A 17,017-nucleotide genomic window follows, 5' to 3' on the forward strand; every position below is an offset into this window, starting at 1 on the left:
TGTCGCTCGAACGTCCTGCTTGCGGCGACCCGATGCGTCCTGTCGCGTCAGGACTTCACCGCACCTGCCGTGAGCCCGCCCACCATGTAGCGGCGGAAGGCATAGTAGATCGCGGCCGGCGGCAGTGCGTAGATGAAGCCGGTCGTCATCAACAGCTCCCACGGCGAGTCGTCGGCGGCGAGGAAGTTGCCGAGCGCGACGGGGAGGGTGATCTCGCGGTCGTTCGAGAGCAGCAGGAACGCGTAGAGATATTCGTTCCAGGCCAGCAGCACCGCATAAGTGCCGATCGCGACCAGCGAGGGCATCATCAGCGGCAGGTAGACCAGGCGGAAGATCTGGAGGGTCGTCGCACCGTCCATCACGGCGGCTTCGTCCAATTCGACGGGCAGCTTGTCGGAGGCCTGCTTGAGCACCCAGATCGCGTAAGGGCTGGCGATGGTCACCATCGCCAGGATCAGCGACCAGTGATTGTTGAGCAGGCCGTAATTGCCCATGGTGCGGTACATCGGCACGGCAAGGAACGCCGCCGGGATGAAATAGGTGAACAGCGCGAGATTCATCACGACCCGCCCGCCGGGCACCTTCAGCCGCGAGATCGAGAATGCCGCGGCGGTCGCGATGAACAGCGTCAGCACGCCGACGGATGCCGCGATCACCAGCGAGTTCCAGAACTGTATGTAGAAGTCGCGCAGGAAGTAGTGCTGTTGCTTGAACACGATTTCGAAGTTGTGCAGCGTCGGATGGTCCGGCCACAGCTTGCCGGAGAATGCGTCCTCCTTCGGCGAGATCGCGAACAGGAACATGTGGTAGATCGGAATCATCGTCCAGAGGAAGACGGGAATGCCGATCAGCAGCAACCGCGCTTCGGTTGCGACTTCGCGCAGGGTGGGGAGCTTCATCGCGACAACCGTTTCATCATGAAGTACACGAGCGGCAGGACGAACGGCATTGCGCAGACGATCGATGCCATGGCCAGGCTGAGCTGGTCGAGCCGGAGATAGCGGATGCCGAGGGTCGACAGCACATGCGTGAGGTCGGCCGGGCCACCGCCGGTGAGCAGATAGACGCTGTTGAAGTCGCCGAGCGTCCAGATCATCGAGAGCAGCGTGCAGGTGACGTAGAGCGTCTGCATCGACGGCCAGGTGATGTAGCGGAATTTCTGCCACCAGCTCGCACCGTCGACCTCGGCGGCCTCGAACAGATCGTGCGAGATCGCAAGGCGGCCGGTGATCAGGATCAGCGTCCAGAACGGCAGCGACTTCCAGATGTGCACCGCGATCGCCATGCTGAGCGCCACGGTGGGGTCGTTGAGCCAGTTCGGGCCGTCATCGCCGGTCAGGGAGAAGATGAGGTGATTGACCATGCCCCATTCGGGATTGAGCATGAACCGAACCGACAGGATGGTCGGGATCGACGGCACCGCCCAGGGCAGGATGAAGATCACCGAGAGCCATTTGATCCAGGGGCGCTGCACCGCGAAGAAGCCGGACAGGAACAGCGCGATCAGCATCTTGATGTTGATGCCGATGACCAGGAAGATCAGCGTGTTAACCGCGGCGCGCGCGAAGATCGGATCGTTGTAGAGCGCGACATAATTCGACGGGGCCCGCGCCAGCCACAGCCCGTAGCCGACGGGGTAGACCACGAAGGCAAGGAAAACGAGCAGATAGGGCGCAAGCAGCACGATGCCCCAGACCTGCGGCGGGGTCAGCCGCGACGACAGGGGCGGGCCGGGGAGTGCCTGATCGCCAGAGAGCGTGATCGCCATTCTTTTCGGACTCTTCAAAGAGATGCCGGCCGCGAAACGCGGCCGGTGTTGTTCTAGCACCTCTCCCCGCGAGGCGGGGAGAGGCAGGATGATTTAACCCGCGACCTGCTTGATGCGGGCGATCAGTTCGTCGACGGCCTTGTCGACCGGAACCTTCTCGCTGACGACGCGGTTCATCGCCTTCGCCCACACGTTCTCGTTGTTGAGGATCGTGAACTTCCAGTTTTTGGTGAAGTCGAACGCCGCGGTGCCGCCCTTGAACTGCGTGTAGACGGCCTTGCGGTGCTTGTCAGCCTGCCAGAACGGGCTTTCCTGGCTTTCCTTCGTCACCGGGAACCAGCGGCCGAGCGCGCCCTCGATGTAGGGGCGGACGTTCTCTTCCTGGAGCAGGAAGCTGATGAACTGCTTGGCCTCTGCCTTGTTCTTGGCCGCGGTGAAGACCAGTCCGGTCTTGACGTCGGAGCGGTAGCGGATGGTCGAACCATCCGGCGCCTTCGGGAAGGACGCCGTCACGATGTCCTGCTCGTAGGCCTTCTTGCCGGCTTCGCGCTGTTCGGGCGTGAGCGCCTGGTTCTGGGAGTCCTCGAACCACTTCGCGGCGATCGAGATCGTGAAATTGTGGGTCATCACGATGGTCTTGTTGTGGAACGCGACGTTGTTGTCGGGATCCTTCCAGGTCGTGGAGGATGGCGGCGTGCAACCCTTGATGTAGGTGTCGGTGTAATCCTTCATCGCCTTGATCAGGTTCTCGCGAACCGTGGGATCGTCGACCGTGAGCTTGCCGTCGTCGTCGACCAGCTTGACGTGGTAGGCGTCCATGAAGGTGTAGAACGACTGGAAGGCGTCGGTGGATTCCACGCCCATCGGCTGGCCGACGGCATAGATGCGCTGGCCGGTGGCCTTGCGGATCCCCGGCTGCACCTTGTCGCACCAGAACGTCCAGTAGCCCGTCCAGTCGTTCGGGATATCGGCGAGCTTGAAGCCGGACTTCTCCAGCATGTCGTTCCAGATCTGGACGTGCATGCTCTGCTGCTTCAGCGGGAAGCCGTAATAGGCCTTCTTCTTGGTGACGTCGTTATAGAGGATCGACGCATCCAGCGTGTTCTGCACGAACCGGCCCTTGATCGGCTCCATCACGTCGGAGAGATCCTCGAGCTTGCCTTCATAGGCCCACTTGCCCTGCGCCTGGACGTCATAAGAGTCGGAATAGGCGACATCGGGCACGGTGCCGGCATCGAGCGCGGCGACCGTCTTCGGAATCATGTCCTGGATCGCGTATTGCGACAATTCGACCTTGATGCCGGTCTTGGCTTCGAACTTCTTGATCGTCTCGATCAGTGCGTCGTCTTCGGAGCGATAGAAGCCCTTGCCCCACCAGACCGTGATCGTCTTCTGCTGCGCAAATGCGGGTGCAGCGGCTGCAAACAGCCCGGCCGCAGCGACCGCCAGTGATACTGCGCCAATAACCTTGGATTTCACGTTTTTCTCCCTCAAACGGCCGGTGTTTTTAACCGGTCGTATAAAACACTAGCGCATGGCGTTAGCTCGATCTAGCGGCATGTTGTCAGACATAGGTCGCGGGGATGGGCCTTGCGGAGATCCTTAACGCGTGCATCGATCCAATCACCGCATCAATTCGCCCTGATCAATTCGCGCCTTCCGAGGAACTCCAGTTTGGGGAACGGTCTCGTCCCGCTCGGGCGAGCCGTCAGCGCTTCCGCTTTAGACCCGTCGATATCGTGTTCGAACTTGCCTCAGCGGATCGGGGCCGCGGCTTGCCATGCCCGCTGGCTCGAGAAGGAGAGCGCCATGCCTCGAGGAGCATCTTCAAAAACTGGCTGGCATGCGGCGATAGCGTCGCCCCGCGCCTGCGCACGATTCCGATCGTCCGCGACACTTCCGGCTCGATCAGCCGAACGGTGTGAATGATCGGATGACCGGCGGCGGGCGTCGCGAGCCTCGGCAGCACAGCGATGCCCAATCCCTCTTCGACCAGGCCAAGCGAGCCGGAGAGGTGGGCGACTTCATAAGACCAGTTCAGCTGCAGGCCCTGCCGCGCCAGCGCATTGTCGATCAACGCGCGATTGCCGCTGTTGCGACCGACGGTGATGACCCGGTGCGACACGATCTCCGACCAGCTCACCTGCTTGCGCGAAGCCAGCGGATGGTCATGACGGCAGGCCAGGACGAACGGGTCCTCAACCAATTTCTCGAATTCGATTTCGGCATGCGAAGCGCCGATGAAATTGATGCCGAAGTCGGCTTCTCCGCGCGCAACCGCTTCCAACCCCTCATTGGCGCCGATATCCAGAATGCGGATGCGGATGCGCGGATACGCTTCGGCGAACCGGCCGATCGCTCGCGGAAGAAAATAGAACACCGCTGTCGGCACCGCAGCCACGGAGACCAAACCCGAACTTCGCGCGCCGATATCATGGATGGCGAGCACCGAGGTCTCAAACTCGTCGATGAGACGGCGGACCTTCGGCAGGAAGTCGCGGCCCGTCATGGTGAGATTGACGTGGCGCGTGGACCGTTCGAGCAGCGGCGCTCCGAGACTTTCCTCCAGCTTCTGAATGCGCCGGCTGAGCGCCGGCTGGGACAGATTGAGCGCCTTCGCGGTCCGGACGAAGCTGCCCATCTCCGCGACGGTGATGAACGCCTTGAGGTCGAGCAGTTCTGCGTTCATGGCAAGGCTCCATTATGTCGATTGACGAAATAATACCTCAGATATTTGCATTTCACAAAAGAGTTCGGAGGGAGGATGCTCTGGTTCAGGCGAGCATGTCGCCGAACGGAAGAACATCATGAACGATCAGATTGCCATTCCCTGTGTGGTCATGCGCGGTGGGACCTCGCGCGGACCGTTTTTCCTGGCTCGCGACCTTCCTGCCGATCCCAACGCGCGCGACGCGGTCCTGTTGTCGGTAATGGGAGGTGGGCACGATCTCGGAATCGATGGAATCGGCGGCGGCAATGCCGTGATCAACAAGGTCGCGATCATCGGACCGGCAACGGTGCCCGACGCCGATGTCGACTACCTGTTTGCCCAGGTGCGCGTTCGCGAAGGGATTGTCGATACCTCGCCGAACTGCGGAAACATGCTGGCGGCGGTCGGGCCGTTCGCAATCGAAGCTGGCCTGGTCGCCGCTACCGCAGATCGCACCCATGTGCGTATCCATAACGTCAACACCGGTAAGCTGATCGATGCGACGGTCGCCACTCCCGGAGGACGGGTGACCTATGAGGGCGGGGCGCGGATCGACGGGGTACCGGGAACGGCCGCGCCCATCGAACTGTCGTTCCCCAACGCGGCCGGCGCACGCACCGGTCGCCTGTTGCCGACAGGACGTCCGGTCGACCGTATCGGAGGGATCGACGTGACCTGCATCGACGCAGCCATGCCCGTCATGCTGGTCCGCGCGGCAGATCTCGGATGGACCGGCCGCGAGGCCCCTCCGGCCTTCGCCGACGGCGCCTTCCGCGGGCGGCTCGAACATTTGCGCATCGAGGCTGGACGCCGGATGGGTTTTCCGGATTCCGCGTCAATGGTGATTCCGAAGCCGGTTCTGATCGCGCCTGCAAGCGGGGCGGCGTTGAACGTCAGGTACTTCATGCCGCACGACTGCCATAGCGCGCTGGCGGTGACCGGTGCCGTCGCGATCGCGACCGCCTGTGTGACGCCCGGGACGATCGCCGCAGAGATGGTTGGATTGCTTGCACCTCCGGTGCCGATCACGCTCGCCCATCCCTCCGGCCAGCTCGTGGTTCGGCTGGAGCCCGGCCCGGTTGCCCGGGTGCAGCGGACAGCCCGGCGAATTCTCGAGGGCCATGTCTTCGCCCGTCGATCGCACGTCCCTCATTCAGTCCTGGCAGCCTGAAGCCGGACCGCTTTCAAAGCCTTCAAAAATCAGAGCCATGAAAAATCAGAGCCATGGGAGAAACGAGAATGCAGAAGCAAGCGCTGGTCGGGCCCGTGAACAGTGAGACGCGAAAGCCATTCTACCGGATCCTCTACGTCCAGGTGCTGATCGGTCTCATGTTGGGCGTCCTCACCGGCCATCTCTGGCCTGAGTTCGGTGCCGCGCTGAAGCCCTTCGGCGACGGCTTCGTGAAGCTGGTCAAGATGATGATCGCGCCGATCGTGTTCTGCACCATCGTCAGCGGCATCAACAGCATCAGCGATTCCCGCGAGGTCGGCCGCACGCTGGTGAAATCCATGGCGCTGTTCTACCTGCTGACCGTGCTCGCACTGCTGGCCGGGCTGGTCGCCGTGTTGCTGATCCAGCCGGGCGTCGGCATGCATGTGTCCGTCAGCACGCTGGATCCGTCGGTGGCCGCGAAATTCACCAAGCAGGCGAGTGCGACCGGATTTGCGGACTTCATGCTGCACATCATCCCGCATTCCTTCTTTGGCGCGTTTGCCGACGGCGAAGTGCTGCCGGTCCTGCTGGTCTCCATCCTGATCGCCTTTGGCCTGAGCCGTGCCGGCGATGGGGGCGCGGTGGTTACGAAGGCGGTCGATTCCTTCTCTCAGGTCCTGTTTGTGTCCTTTGGCTTCGTCATGAAGCTCGCTCCGCTCGGCGCCTTTGGCGCCATGGCGTTCACCGTGGGCCGCTACGGCATTCGATCGATCGGCTCGCTCGGACTGCTGATCCTGACATTCTATATCGCCTGCTCCGTCTTCGTGGTCGTCGTGCTCGGCACGCTGGCGCGGCTGAACGGCTTCAGCCTGTGGAAGACCATTCGCTACTTCAAGGAAGAGCTGCTGATCGTGCTCGGCACATCATCGTCGGAACCGGCGCTGCCGGGAGCGCTGCGCAAGCTGGAGCAGCTCGGATGCCGGAAAGGCGTGTCCGGCCTCGTGTTGCCGATGGGCTATTCCTTCAATCTGGACGGCAGCGCCATCTATCTCACCCTGGCCTCCATCTTCATCGCGCAGGCCTGCGACATCCACCTGTCGTGGGGGCAGATTGCGGCGATGCTCGGACTGATGCTGCTGACGTCCAAAGGCGCGGCTGGCGTCACCGGCAGCGGCTTCGTGGCGCTTGTCGCGACCCTCTCCGTCATGCCGGATCTGCCCGTGACCGGCGTGGCGCTGCTTGTCGGCATCGACCGTTTCATGTCGGAAGCGCGGGCGCTGACCAGCATGATCAGCAACTGCGTCGCAGCCATTACCGTTTCGCTGTGGGAGGACGCCTGTGACCGCGAGGTGTTGGCTCGCGAACTGGGAGGAAGCGGCGCTCTCAAGGTCGCGGCCGGATCGAAGATCGGTGGAGGAGCAGTGCTGCAGGGGGACAAGGCCTGGATTTCGACGACGCAATCGGCCGCTTAACGCCACCTCCGGGATGCAATCGGCCGCACTGCTCGATTTGGATTTGGCAAGTCGCTGGCATGTCGAGCTTGTTGAGCTCGGGCTACCGAAATCCGCGAAGGCTGCGTTGATCAGCCTAGTTGGATTTGGCGTTTTCCTTCGCGTTCTCTTTGGCGTTCTCCGCCGTCGGCGATTCCGCCGGTGGAGGACGCTTTCCGCTGCCGGTGATGCGCTCGATCGCGGAGCGCACGGCGTCGCCCCCCTTGCGATCCTTCAGCATGTCGAGCAGCGGCGCGGAGGCCGGCGAGCGGCGGATCAGGCTTTCCGGATCGGGGAAGATCAGGGGATCGTCCCAGGGGCCCTGCACCACGAATGGCAATTCGAATCCCGACGTGCTGTTGAGGCTCGCCACGCCCTTCATGTCGTATTCGCGCGTCGGCACCGAGGCGGTGCCGGTGAGCGTAATCTTCGCCGCCGGCCCTTCGACACGGATGTCTTCGGCGGTCGCGACCCCATCGGAGAATTTCACGGCGATGGTGAGATTGTTGTACGGCGTCGAACCGTTGCGGAAATTGCCGCCGCCGGACAGCGGCCGCCGCTCCAGGCGCTTCAGCAGCTGCTCGGCATTGAAGCCCGAGATCGCGCCGTCATGGCCGGTGACGGTGGCGCTGCCGTCGAGCGACTGCACGAGGCCGAACGGGCTCGAGCCCGAGGCGAAGAGCGACACGTTGATGTTGCCGCGACCGGATAGCTTGCTGAGGCCGAACAGTTCGGTGGCGCAGGCCTGGAGATCGACGTCGGTGAACTGGAATTGCGCCTTGATGTCGGCGACGGTGTCGGAGCGCGCGATGCCGAACGAGCCCTTTGCGATGCCGCCATAGACCTGCGCCTCGCCGACCGAGAGCGCCAGCGTGCCGTTGCGCAAATTGGCGCCGATCGCGGTGCGGCCGAGCCTGGTCGGCCCCACCGTCAGCTTTGCTGCCGACAGGCGCATGTCGAGGTCGGTCGTCGACAATCCGTTGAGATCGAACAGCTGCCTGTTCCAGTCCCGCGCGCCGCTCGCGAGCAGGCGGAAGGTGGAGATATAAGGCGTGAAGTCGAGCGCGTCGGCGGCAAGCGTCGCCTGCAGCGTCTGCCGGCCGTTATTGGCGTAGGTCATGACGCCCTCGGCGGCATTGCCGTCGAGCTCGACATTGACGTTGGTGAGCGCGATCGAGGCGCCGACGACGTTGGCGCGCGCCTTCAGCACGAAGCGGCCGAAGCCGCCGCTGGCGGGCTGTGGCTGCCCGGTCCAGCGCAGCGCGTTGCGCAAGGAGGGGCTGTCGATCGTCAACGTGCCCTCCATCATCGGGCTGGTGCGGTTGGCGACGCTGCCGTCGAAGGCGAGCTTGAGCGGCGCGCTGGCGATCCGCGCCTTCAACCCCGAGCGCTCGCCGGAGAGGGCGGCGACGAAATCGGAAAAGCTGATCGAGCCGTCGACACGCTCGCCGCGCCAGTCGAACTGTCCGGTCGCGGCGAAGGAGCGCGAGATCGAAGGCCAGGCCAGGGACAGGTCGATGTCCTCGAACTTCTCGGTGCCGTGCGTGGCGGCGTCCTCGTAGTCGAGCACGCCGTCCTGGATCCGGATTTCGGAGAACGAGACCTGGTTCTCGGCCCCGGGCTTCATGGTGCGCGCGATGGTCTGGATGAAGGGCGTCCAGTTGCTCTGGCCGTCCGGCTTCAGGCTGACATGGATGCGGGGCCGCAGCAGCGTCAGGTCGGAGATCTCGAACCGTTGCAGCAGCAACGGCAGCAGCCGCAGATTGGCGGTGAGCACGTCGACCTGGAGCGCGGGATCGCTGGTGCCGCCGCCCTTGAGGCCGACGTCACGGAAGGAGATGTAGCTTGCCGGCAGCACCGAGATGTCGATTGCGCCTGCGACACTGAGCTCGAGCCCGGTGACGTCGCGGATCTGCGCTTCGACCGCCCTGCGCAGCGCGTCGCGGTTGATGAGCCATGAGGTCGCGATCAGGGCGATCAGCGCGACACCGAGCAGCGCCGCGATCGGCGTCCCGAGGCGCTTCATTCCTTGGGCCATGGTCAATGGCATGTCCTGATCGGGTTGGTCGTTGGAGCCAGAAGGGCGGGTCGGGAAACCTGCGTGCCCACGCCCAACCCCCGCAACTTGATGGTTTTTCTTGTCGCTTTCAAGGCCGCGGACGGTTCTGCCCACGGTGTGGGCAGCTTCTATCACCCGGGCGCGGTGCGGAGAACCCCGTATCATTGACGGCTTTGGAGGATTTCGCCTAATAATCGCCGCCAATAGGGCGCGACGCCTCCAAGCCGAAGGTTCAGTCGAAGGTTATTTGCATGAACAAGGTCTATCCCGACGCCAAGTCGGCTCTCAACGGCATTTTGAAAGACAACATGATGATCATGTCGGGAGGCTTCGGCCTCTGCGGCATCGCCGAGGAGCTCTCGGACGCGATCCGCGAGTCCGGCGTCAAGGGCCTGACGGTGGTCTCCAACAATGCCGGCGTCGACGGCATCGGGCTCAGCCGCCTCTTGGAAACCCGGCAGATCAAGAAGATGATCTCGTCCTATGTCGGCGAGAACAAGCTGTTCGCCCAGCAATTCCTTGCCGGCGAGCTGGAACTCGAATTCAATCCGCAGGGCACGCTCGCCGAGCGTATCCGCGCCGGCGGCGCCGGCATTCCGGCCTTCTACACCAAGACCGGCGTCGGCACGCTGATCGCCGAAGGCAAGGAAGTGAAGGAATTCGACGGCGAGAAGTATCTGATGGAACGCGGCCTGTTCGCCGACCTCGCCATCGTGCATGCCTGGAAGGGCGACACCGCCGGTAACCTCATCTACCGCAAGACCGCGCGCAATTTTAACCCGATGATGGCGACCGCCGCCAAGATCACGGTGGCCGAGGTCGAGCATCTGGTTCCGGCCGGTGAACTCAATCCCGACCACATCCATACGCCCGGCATCTTCGTGAAGCGCATCGTCGAGGTCGGCACGGCCAAGAAGCGCATCGAATTCCGCAACACCCGCCCGCGCACCGCCGCTTAAGCGTATCAGGAGACACACATGGCCTGGACCCGTGAACAGATGGCCGCGCGCGCCGCGAAGGAACTGCGTGACGGCTACTACGTCAATCTCGGCATCGGCATCCCGACGCTGGTTTCGAACTTCATCCCCGACGGGGTCGATGTCAGCCTGCAGAGCGAGAACGGCATGCTCGGCATGGGCCCGTTCCCCTATGAAGACGAGGTGGACGCGGACTTGATCAACGCCGGCAAGCAGACCGTGAGCGAGCTGCCCTCGACCTCGTATTTCTCGAGCGCGGATTCCTTCGGCATGATCCGCGGCGGCCACATGGACCTGTCGATCCTCGGTGCCATGCAGGTGGCCCAGAACGGCGATCTCGCCAACTGGATGATCCCCGGCAAGATGGTCAAGGGCATGGGCGGCGCGATGGACCTCGTCGCCGGCGTCAAGCGCGTCGTCGTGGTGATGGAGCATTCGGCCAAGGACGGCTCCAAGCTCCTCAAGAAGTGCAACCTTCCGCTGACCGGCGAGCGCGTCGTCGACATGGTCGTCACGGATCTGGCCGTCTTCACCATCGACAAGCACGGTGACGGCGGCATGGCCCTGATCGAGCTCGCCGACGGCGTCTCGCTCGACGAGGTCAAGGCGAAGACCGAAGCCGAGTTTCGCGTGGCGCTGAAGAACAGCTGAGTTGACGATCCGCGACCAATGGGAAAGGGCCGGGCTTTGTCCCGGCCATTTTCATTGAAGTACCGACGCGCACTGCTTCCACATCGCAATGACGGAGTATGAGGCGCGGCCGAGACTCTGCTATTTCGCGAGTCAGGCCCGCCCTACGACCTCACCGCCCACACCTTGCTCCAGCGCGCCGACACGCTGGCGACCCACGAGGTCTCCTCGCGTACCAGGCGGAAGCCGAGATTGGCGGGCGGCACGCCCTGGGCACAGCCGCCGGCGCGGGCGTCGCGGATGAAATCGGTGACATAGGCGCGGTGGGCGCCCTCGGCGACACGCACGCCGCAGTTCACGGTGGGGCGGCCGGCATTGCCGGCGGCGTCGACGCGCGAGCGCACGAAGCAGGTCGAGGTCCATTCCCAGACGTTGCCGGCGAGGTCTTCGACGCCGTGCTCGTTCGGGCCGAACTTGCCGAACGGATAGGCCGTGGTGTCGGAAAGGTCGCGTTCGGATTCGCGCTCATAGCGGCTGATCCAGCGCTTCGAAGGATCGTCGGCATCGACAGCGACGCCATCGTCCTTGAATCTGGAGCCTGCTGCAAAGGCCCATTCTGCATCGCTCGGCAGGCGGTAATGGTGGCCTGTCTTGCGCGACAGCCAGCCTGCATAAGCCTCGGCATCGTGCCAGCTCACCTGCACCGCGGGACGATCGGCGGCGACCGCGACGTCGCGATCGAGCGCGCGGCAGGCGCCATCCTGCACACAGAGCTGATAGTCGGATGAGGAGACCTGATTTCGCATGATGTGGAGCGGCCGGTCGACGCGCATCGCGCGCAGCGGCGCTTCCGCCTGCTGTCCGCCGCGTGTGAAATCGCCGGCCTCGCGATAGGACAGGCTGCCCGCTGCGACCCTGACGATCGCAGGCTCCGACGCCGTGCCGTGGACGGTCATGTCCGAGACCAGCGGCGCCATCGCGATCGGCCCGGCGAGCCCGGCGGCGCAGGCGAGTGCCAGTTTGAGCTTGAATGCGATCAGCATGGTCATTCCTCGAAGAAAGAAGGGGCCGGTGATGACCGGCCCCTTGTCGCGTTTAGTTGGTGGCTGCCGGTATTTCGGCAGGGGCCTTCACCTGCATCATCAGATCGTCGTTCCACTTGCCTTCGACCTTGAAGTGCGCGGTGGCGCCGAGGTCGGCGGCCTCGATCAGATTGTGCGTGACGTAGGCGTAGATGCCGGGCTGCTGGAACTTGTACAGTGCAGCTCCCGCCGAGCCGCCGCGGATGAACCAGGTCTCGAGCCCGACTTCGGGTGCATTACCGAACTTGCCGGTCTCCCAGACGTAGTCGCCATGGCCGCCGATCAGATGCGGGCGGCTGTCGCGGTTGGCCTGCGAATGCACCATCAGAACGTTCTCGCCGACCTTGGCAGTCAGTGCGTTCTTGCCGGTGAGCGCGCCGACCTTGCCGTTGAACACGACGTGGGTGGGAGTCAGCTTTTTCATCACCTCTTCGGTGTCGGTGAAGGCTTCACCCGGCGAGTCGTAGGACTTGAAGTTGCCCTTCTCGTCGCGCGGCACGTACATGTCCTGCTCGCCGATGTAGTAGACCTTGTCGTACTTCAGAGCGTGGCCCTTGCCATCGTTCAGTCCGTCGCGCGGCAGCACCATCACGGCGCCGTTCATGCCGGAGACGACGTGCCAGGGGATCATCGGGCTGCCCGGAGCGCAATGGTAGACGAACACGCCGGTCTTGGTTGCCTTCCAGCGCAGCACGACCTGCTCGCCGGGATTGACCAGAGTGAGCGCGCCGCCACCGAGCGCGCCGGTCGCGGAATGGAAGTCGATGTTATGCGGCATGGTGTTGGTCGCGGGATTGACCAGCGTCGTTTCGACGTAGTCGCCCTCGTGCACGACCATCAGCGGGCCCGGCATCGAACCGTTGAAGGTCATCGCCTGGAAGGTGGTGCCCTTCTCGTCGATGACGACCTTCTTCTCCTCGATCGTGAGCCTGAACTCGATGATCTTGGGGCCTTGCTTGGTCGCCTGCTCGTGCGCGTGCACGAAGGGCGGAGCGACCAGCTCTACCTTTTGGCGCGGCAGCTTGAGATCATCGGCCGCGAAGGCGGGGGTCGCCAGCATCAGCGCGGTCGCGGCGGCGCTGATCAATGCGGCTCTGCGGGTGAACATCGGAAGCATCCTTCATCTGGAAAGGTTTTTGATGACGGATGCAGTGTGCGCCGATCGTGGCAAGAGTGTTTGCGCTGCGACAAGGTTTTGCCGGATTCGTCTCCGCAACAGTACTTAGGTGTCTCAACGGAGCAGGATCGGTGACACCACGTTAACCGCATCCGACGGATTGATGCGGATGTCGAGGCCGAGCGACCAGCGGCCGGACAGCGGTGCCGACATTCTGACTCGCCACTGATCGTTGCCGACGCGTTCGGCGTTCGCGGTGATCGGCGCGACGCCGTGCTCGGCGTTGCCGAGCGTGACAGCAACCGCGTCGGCGCTCAGCGGCAACTCATTCGCATCTTCAAGCTGGATTGCGATTTCGACTGGACCGGCGCGCCCGGGCGAGACCGTGACGTTGGCCATGGCCTTTTCAGCATGGAGATGCGTGAAGAAGCTCTCGTCAGCTTCGGTCGTCGACGGGGGTGGGACCGCCGCAGCCTGCTCCACGCGATGTGCAGGCTCTGCGGCCGCCGTTGTCTTCGCGCTTTCGGGAGCCTGTGCGCCGATGGCCTGCACGTCCAGCGTCACTTTCACTGCGCCGGCGTGCTCGAACGACAGCGTCACGGGCATCTGGTCGCCGGCATGGAGCGGCACATCGAGACCGATGAACATCAGGTGTCCGCCGCCGGGTGCAAGCGTCACGATTTGTCCGGGTGCGATGACAAGCCCCTTGTCGAGCGGGCGCATGGTCATGACACCGTCGTTGACGGTCATTTCATGGATCTCGGTTCGAAGCGCATGGGCGGCCGATGCGGCCTGCAGCCGCTCCGGCGCGCGGCCCCTGTTCTCGATCGTCAGATAGCCGCCGGCGACCCTGGCTCCGCCGGGCGTCGCCCGGCTCCAGGCCCTGGTGATGACGAGATCGCCGCTGGTCGTGTCGGCCGCAAAGGCCGGCGCCCCGACAATGCATGCCAGCACGACCGCGCCGGCGAATGCGCGCTTGGATGAGATCATGGTCGAGGCCTTCGCGAAGACGTGACTAAAATAGATGTGTGGCAAGCCAGACCGTTGCCCAGATCGCTAGCGACAGCACGGCGAAGACGGCGATGGCCGCGGCCAGAGCGCGCACGGTGCCGGCCGGGGCCGGTGCGACCGGGGCCGGCCGAAAGTCGTCGAAACGCGGGATATGGCCGCGGACGTCGAGCAAGGAAAGAATCAGTTCGAGTGCGAGAAGCCTCATGGGCAAACGCTCCGGATGGCGTGCGAATTGCCATGATCATGGCCCCGAACCCGCCGCTGCGCTTTGCGCGAGCGCAATGTCTGCTGCACCCCCGGCCGACTTTGCGCGAGCGCAAGGTCGCCTCCGCGGATCCGGGTTATTGGAGTGCATTCCGTGATTTGCCGTGATGTCTGCGCACGGCGGAAATTTACGAATGGGTAAGACATGAGAGCTGATCTAGCGGCGAGCTACGGCGAAGAACGATTGCCACGCTACACGAGCTATCCGACCGCGCCGCATTTTTCGACGGCGGTCGGACCGGACGCCTACGCCAGTTGGCTGGCGGAGCTGCCGGCGGGCGCCAGCGCGTCACTCTATCTCCACGTGCCGTTCTGCCGCGAGATGTGCTGGTATTGCGGCTGCCATACCCAGATCGTCCGCCGCGACGAGCTCATCGCCGGCTATCAGCGGACGCTGCGCAACGAGATCGAGCAGGTCGCCGAAACCATTGGCCGCCGCATCAAGGTGGAGCACATCCATTTCGGCGGCGGCACGCCGACGATCATGCAGCCGGAAGCTTTCGCCGAGTTGATGGCGACGATGCGCCAGAAGTTCTTCGTGCTACCCTCGGCCGAGATCGCGGTCGAGATCGATCCCCGCACATTGACCGCCGACATGGTCGATGCCATGCGGCTCTCCGGCGTCAACCGTGCGAGCCTTGGCGTGCAGAGCTTCGATCCCGTGGTGCAGCGGGCGATCAACCGCGTGCAGAGCTTCGAGCAGACGGCTTCCGTGGTCGACATGCTCCGGCGCGCCGGCATCGAGGGACTCAATTTCGATCTGATCTACGGGCTGCCGCACCAGACCGTCGCGTCCTGTCTGGATACGGTCCGGCGCAGCCTCACGCTCGCGCCCGACCGCTTCTCCGTGTTCGGGTACGCTCACGTGCCCAGCTTCAAGAAGCACCAGCAGATGATCAACGAGGCCGTGTTGCCGGACGGACTCGCGCGCCACGACCAGGCTTGCGCGATCGCGAATGCATTGAAGGAGGCCGGTTACGTGCAGATCGGGCTCGATCATTTCGCGCGACCCGACGATTCCATGGCAGTGGCCTTCGAGGAACGGACGCTGCGGCGCAATTTTCAGGGCTACACCACTGACAAGAGCGAAGTCCTGCTCGGTTTCGGCGCGAGCGCGATTGGGCATTTGCCGCAGGGTTACGTCCAGAACGAGGTGCAGATCGGCGCCTATGCGCAAAGCATCGCCGCCGGCCGTCTCGCCACCGCCAAGGGCTATGGGCTCACCGACGACGACCGGCTGCGCGCCGACATCATCGAACGCATCATGTGCGAGTTCAGCGCCGATCTCGGCGACATCTGCGCGCGCCATGGCGCGGAGGCGGGGGCGATGCTGAATTCGGCGGCGCGTCTGAAGCCGCTGATCTCCGACGGCATCGTGAGGCTGGATGGCAACCGCCTCGCAGTCGCAAAGGATTCGCGCTTCCTGGTCCGCAGCGTCGCCGCCGCGTTCGACGCGCATCTCAATCCGGCGAAGCAGCTGCACAGCCGGGCTGTGTAAGGTCTCTCCTCCTGTCATTCCGGGGCGCGCCCTTTGGCGCGAACCCGGAATCCATTTCTCCACGTCACCTGCTGCGCGATGGATTCTGAGATGCGCAATTGCGCATCATAGTTCGCGCTTCGCGCGCCCCGGAATGACAAGCCAGCTTGCGCTTCGACAAGGAGCCTTCGATCCATTCTGCTATCGTCGTTGCGGAACGGAGTTGTCCATGTCTTTTGGATCCGACGATCTGGTCGATGACATCATGCGTACCGCGCCGCACACGATCCGCGTGTTTCTGGCCTTCAGGATGGCTTGTGTCGGTTGCCCGATCGCAACCTTCCACACGGTGGATGATGCCTGCCGCGAGCATGGCATCGACCGCGAGAAATTCCTCGCCGCGTTGTGCGATTGCGTGCCGGCGTGAAGCGGTCCGGAATTCACGCGGGCGCGCGCGGATTCCCGGGTGAGGGACGCTTTCGCCGTAAGCGGAAGCGCCCCTCACCCCTATCTCGATCCCTGTCTTAATCCCTATCTTGGGCGGAGACGTCCCGGCGGCTGTCACGCCGCGCCGCTGTCGGCGCTTCGCTCCGCCAACACGACGATCCTGTGCGGATCGCGCAGGATGATGCGCTGACGGCCGCTCTCGACGAGGCCTTGGCTCTCCCAGCCGCTCAGGATGCGGCTGACGGTGTGCAGCGTGGTGCCGGTCATCTGGGCGATGTCCTGGCGGCTGATCGGGAAGTCGATCTCGATGCCGTGGTCGAGCTTCTTGCCGGACTGCTTGGCGAGGCGCAGCAGCGCATGGGCGACGCGCTGCTCGACCTGCTGGGTCGACATTTCCAGGATGCGGGTGTGGCTTTCCTGGAGGCGCTTGCCGACGGTCTGGAGCGTGTTGGCCGCCAGCGAGGGAAATCGCTCGACCAGCCGCGGCCAGGCCGAGGTTGGCCAGATCAGCACCACGCTGTCATCGACCGCGATCGCGGTCGCCGGATACTGCACGGCTCCGATCGCCATGGCGAGCCCGAACGTTTCGCCGGGTGCGACGTAGCGTACCACGATCTGCTCGCCGGTCGGCGTGGTCTTGGCCGCGCGGACATGGCCGTGCAGCAGCAGGAAGAAGGACTGCGCATCCGCCCCCTGCTCGAAAATGGCACTGTTCTTGGGATAGCGCGCCGAACGGGCCTCACGCAGGATCTCATCCAGAGCTTCCGGCGTGACCCCGGCAAACAGCGGCAAATGCGCAACCAGCGATGTGTCGACCTTGGCCATTCTGCCT

At 63.8% G+C, this 17,017-nt stretch carries 16 protein-coding genes; 6 read left to right on the forward strand and 10 right to left on the reverse strand.

What is annotated here, in order from left to right; all coding sequences use genetic code 11:
- Nucleotides 1-47: 47 nt before the first annotated feature.
- The 4 genes from XH81_RS19320 to XH81_RS19335 form a co-directional block, all read right to left on the reverse strand.
- Nucleotides 48-899: a carbohydrate ABC transporter permease gene (locus tag XH81_RS19320; RefSeq protein WP_018317827.1), complete on the reverse strand. Its 852-nt coding sequence runs from the start codon at nucleotides 897-899 to the stop codon at nucleotides 48-50.
- Nucleotides 896-1,768 (reverse strand): carbohydrate ABC transporter permease, encoded by an 873-nt coding sequence (locus XH81_RS19325; protein ID WP_028140277.1) that lies wholly within the window; start codon nucleotides 1,766-1,768, stop codon nucleotides 896-898. Before XH81_RS19325 ends, XH81_RS19320 begins: the two co-directional genes overlap by 4 nt.
- 93 nt (nucleotides 1,769-1,861) lie before the next feature.
- On the reverse strand, nucleotides 1,862-3,247 hold the full coding sequence (locus XH81_RS19330) for an ABC transporter substrate-binding protein (RefSeq protein WP_028140276.1): 1,386 nt from the start codon (nucleotides 3,245-3,247) through the stop codon (nucleotides 1,862-1,864).
- 229 nt (nucleotides 3,248-3,476) lie between these two features.
- Nucleotides 3,477-4,457: a LysR family transcriptional regulator gene (locus tag XH81_RS19335; RefSeq protein WP_038948430.1), complete on the reverse strand. Its 981-nt coding sequence runs from the start codon at nucleotides 4,455-4,457 to the stop codon at nucleotides 3,477-3,479.
- A 118-nt stretch (nucleotides 4,458-4,575) separates the two neighbouring features.
- On the opposite strand from XH81_RS19335, the gene XH81_RS19340 reads away from it, so the two are divergent.
- Nucleotides 4,576-5,649, forward strand: coding sequence for a 4-oxalomesaconate tautomerase (locus XH81_RS19340; RefSeq protein ID WP_028140275.1), 1,074 nt, complete (start codon nucleotides 4,576-4,578; stop codon nucleotides 5,647-5,649).
- Nucleotides 5,650-5,717: 68 nt separating this feature from the next.
- Nucleotides 5,718-7,103, forward strand: a complete 1,386-nt coding sequence (gene dctA, locus XH81_RS19345) for a C4-dicarboxylate transporter DctA (protein WP_028140274.1) — start codon at nucleotides 5,718-5,720, stop codon at nucleotides 7,101-7,103.
- Nucleotides 7,104-7,218: 115 nt separating this feature from the next.
- Here dctA and XH81_RS19350 read toward each other — a convergent pair whose 3' ends face one another.
- Nucleotides 7,219-9,159, reverse strand: a complete 1,941-nt coding sequence (locus XH81_RS19350; RefSeq protein ID WP_028140273.1) for an AsmA family protein — start codon at nucleotides 9,157-9,159, stop codon at nucleotides 7,219-7,221.
- A gap of 272 nt (nucleotides 9,160-9,431) precedes the next feature.
- Between XH81_RS19350 and XH81_RS19355 the strand changes: the two genes are divergently transcribed.
- Nucleotides 9,432-10,139, forward strand: a complete 708-nt coding sequence (locus tag XH81_RS19355; protein ID WP_028140272.1) for a CoA transferase subunit A — start codon at nucleotides 9,432-9,434, stop codon at nucleotides 10,137-10,139.
- A gap of 18 nt (nucleotides 10,140-10,157) precedes the next feature.
- Entirely contained in the window at nucleotides 10,158-10,808 is a 651-nt protein-coding gene (locus XH81_RS19360) for a 3-oxoacid CoA-transferase subunit B (RefSeq protein WP_028140271.1), read from the forward strand.
- 143 nt (nucleotides 10,809-10,951) lie between these two features.
- On the opposite strand, the gene XH81_RS19365 is transcribed toward XH81_RS19360, so the two are convergent.
- The 4 genes from XH81_RS19365 to XH81_RS19380 all read right to left on the reverse strand — a co-directional run bounded on the left by XH81_RS19365 (nucleotide 10,952) and on the right by XH81_RS19380 (nucleotide 14,202).
- On the reverse strand, nucleotides 10,952-11,830 hold the full coding sequence (locus XH81_RS19365; protein ID WP_028140270.1) for an SUMF1/EgtB/PvdO family nonheme iron enzyme: 879 nt from the start codon (nucleotides 11,828-11,830) through the stop codon (nucleotides 10,952-10,954).
- 52 nt (nucleotides 11,831-11,882) lie between these two features.
- On the reverse strand, nucleotides 11,883-12,977 hold the full coding sequence (gene nirK / locus XH81_RS19370; protein WP_271596325.1) for a copper-containing nitrite reductase: 1,095 nt from the start codon (nucleotides 12,975-12,977) through the stop codon (nucleotides 11,883-11,885).
- Between the two features lie 123 nt (nucleotides 12,978-13,100).
- Nucleotides 13,101-13,976, reverse strand: a complete 876-nt coding sequence (locus XH81_RS38590; protein WP_063615301.1) for a copper chaperone PCu(A)C — start codon at nucleotides 13,974-13,976, stop codon at nucleotides 13,101-13,103.
- Between the two features lie 25 nt (nucleotides 13,977-14,001).
- The gene (locus XH81_RS19380; RefSeq protein WP_028140268.1) at nucleotides 14,002-14,202 is read right to left on the reverse strand and encodes a hypothetical protein; all 201 of its coding nucleotides are present in this window, start codon (nucleotides 14,200-14,202) and stop codon (nucleotides 14,002-14,004) included.
- A 204-nt stretch (nucleotides 14,203-14,406) separates the two neighbouring features.
- On the opposite strand from XH81_RS19380, the gene hemN reads away from it, so the two are divergent.
- Both hemN and XH81_RS19390 read left to right on the forward strand, forming a co-directional pair.
- Complete coding sequence (hemN, locus tag XH81_RS19385) at nucleotides 14,407-15,759, forward strand: oxygen-independent coproporphyrinogen III oxidase (RefSeq protein WP_028140267.1); 1,353 nt, start codon at nucleotides 14,407-14,409, stop codon at nucleotides 15,757-15,759.
- Between the two features lie 208 nt (nucleotides 15,760-15,967).
- Nucleotides 15,968-16,165: a DUF1858 domain-containing protein gene (locus XH81_RS19390; RefSeq protein WP_028140266.1), complete on the forward strand. Its 198-nt coding sequence runs from the start codon at nucleotides 15,968-15,970 to the stop codon at nucleotides 16,163-16,165.
- Nucleotides 16,166-16,299: 134 nt separating this feature from the next.
- Here XH81_RS19390 and XH81_RS19395 read toward each other — a convergent pair whose 3' ends face one another.
- Complete coding sequence (locus XH81_RS19395) at nucleotides 16,300-17,010, reverse strand: Crp/Fnr family transcriptional regulator (protein WP_038970872.1); 711 nt, start codon at nucleotides 17,008-17,010, stop codon at nucleotides 16,300-16,302.
- Between the last annotated feature and the right edge of the window lie 7 nt (nucleotides 17,011-17,017).

It is taken from the genome of Bradyrhizobium sp. CCBAU 25360 (assembly GCF_028128695.1).
Lineage (GTDB): Bacteria > Pseudomonadota > Alphaproteobacteria > Rhizobiales > Xanthobacteraceae > Bradyrhizobium > Bradyrhizobium ottawaense.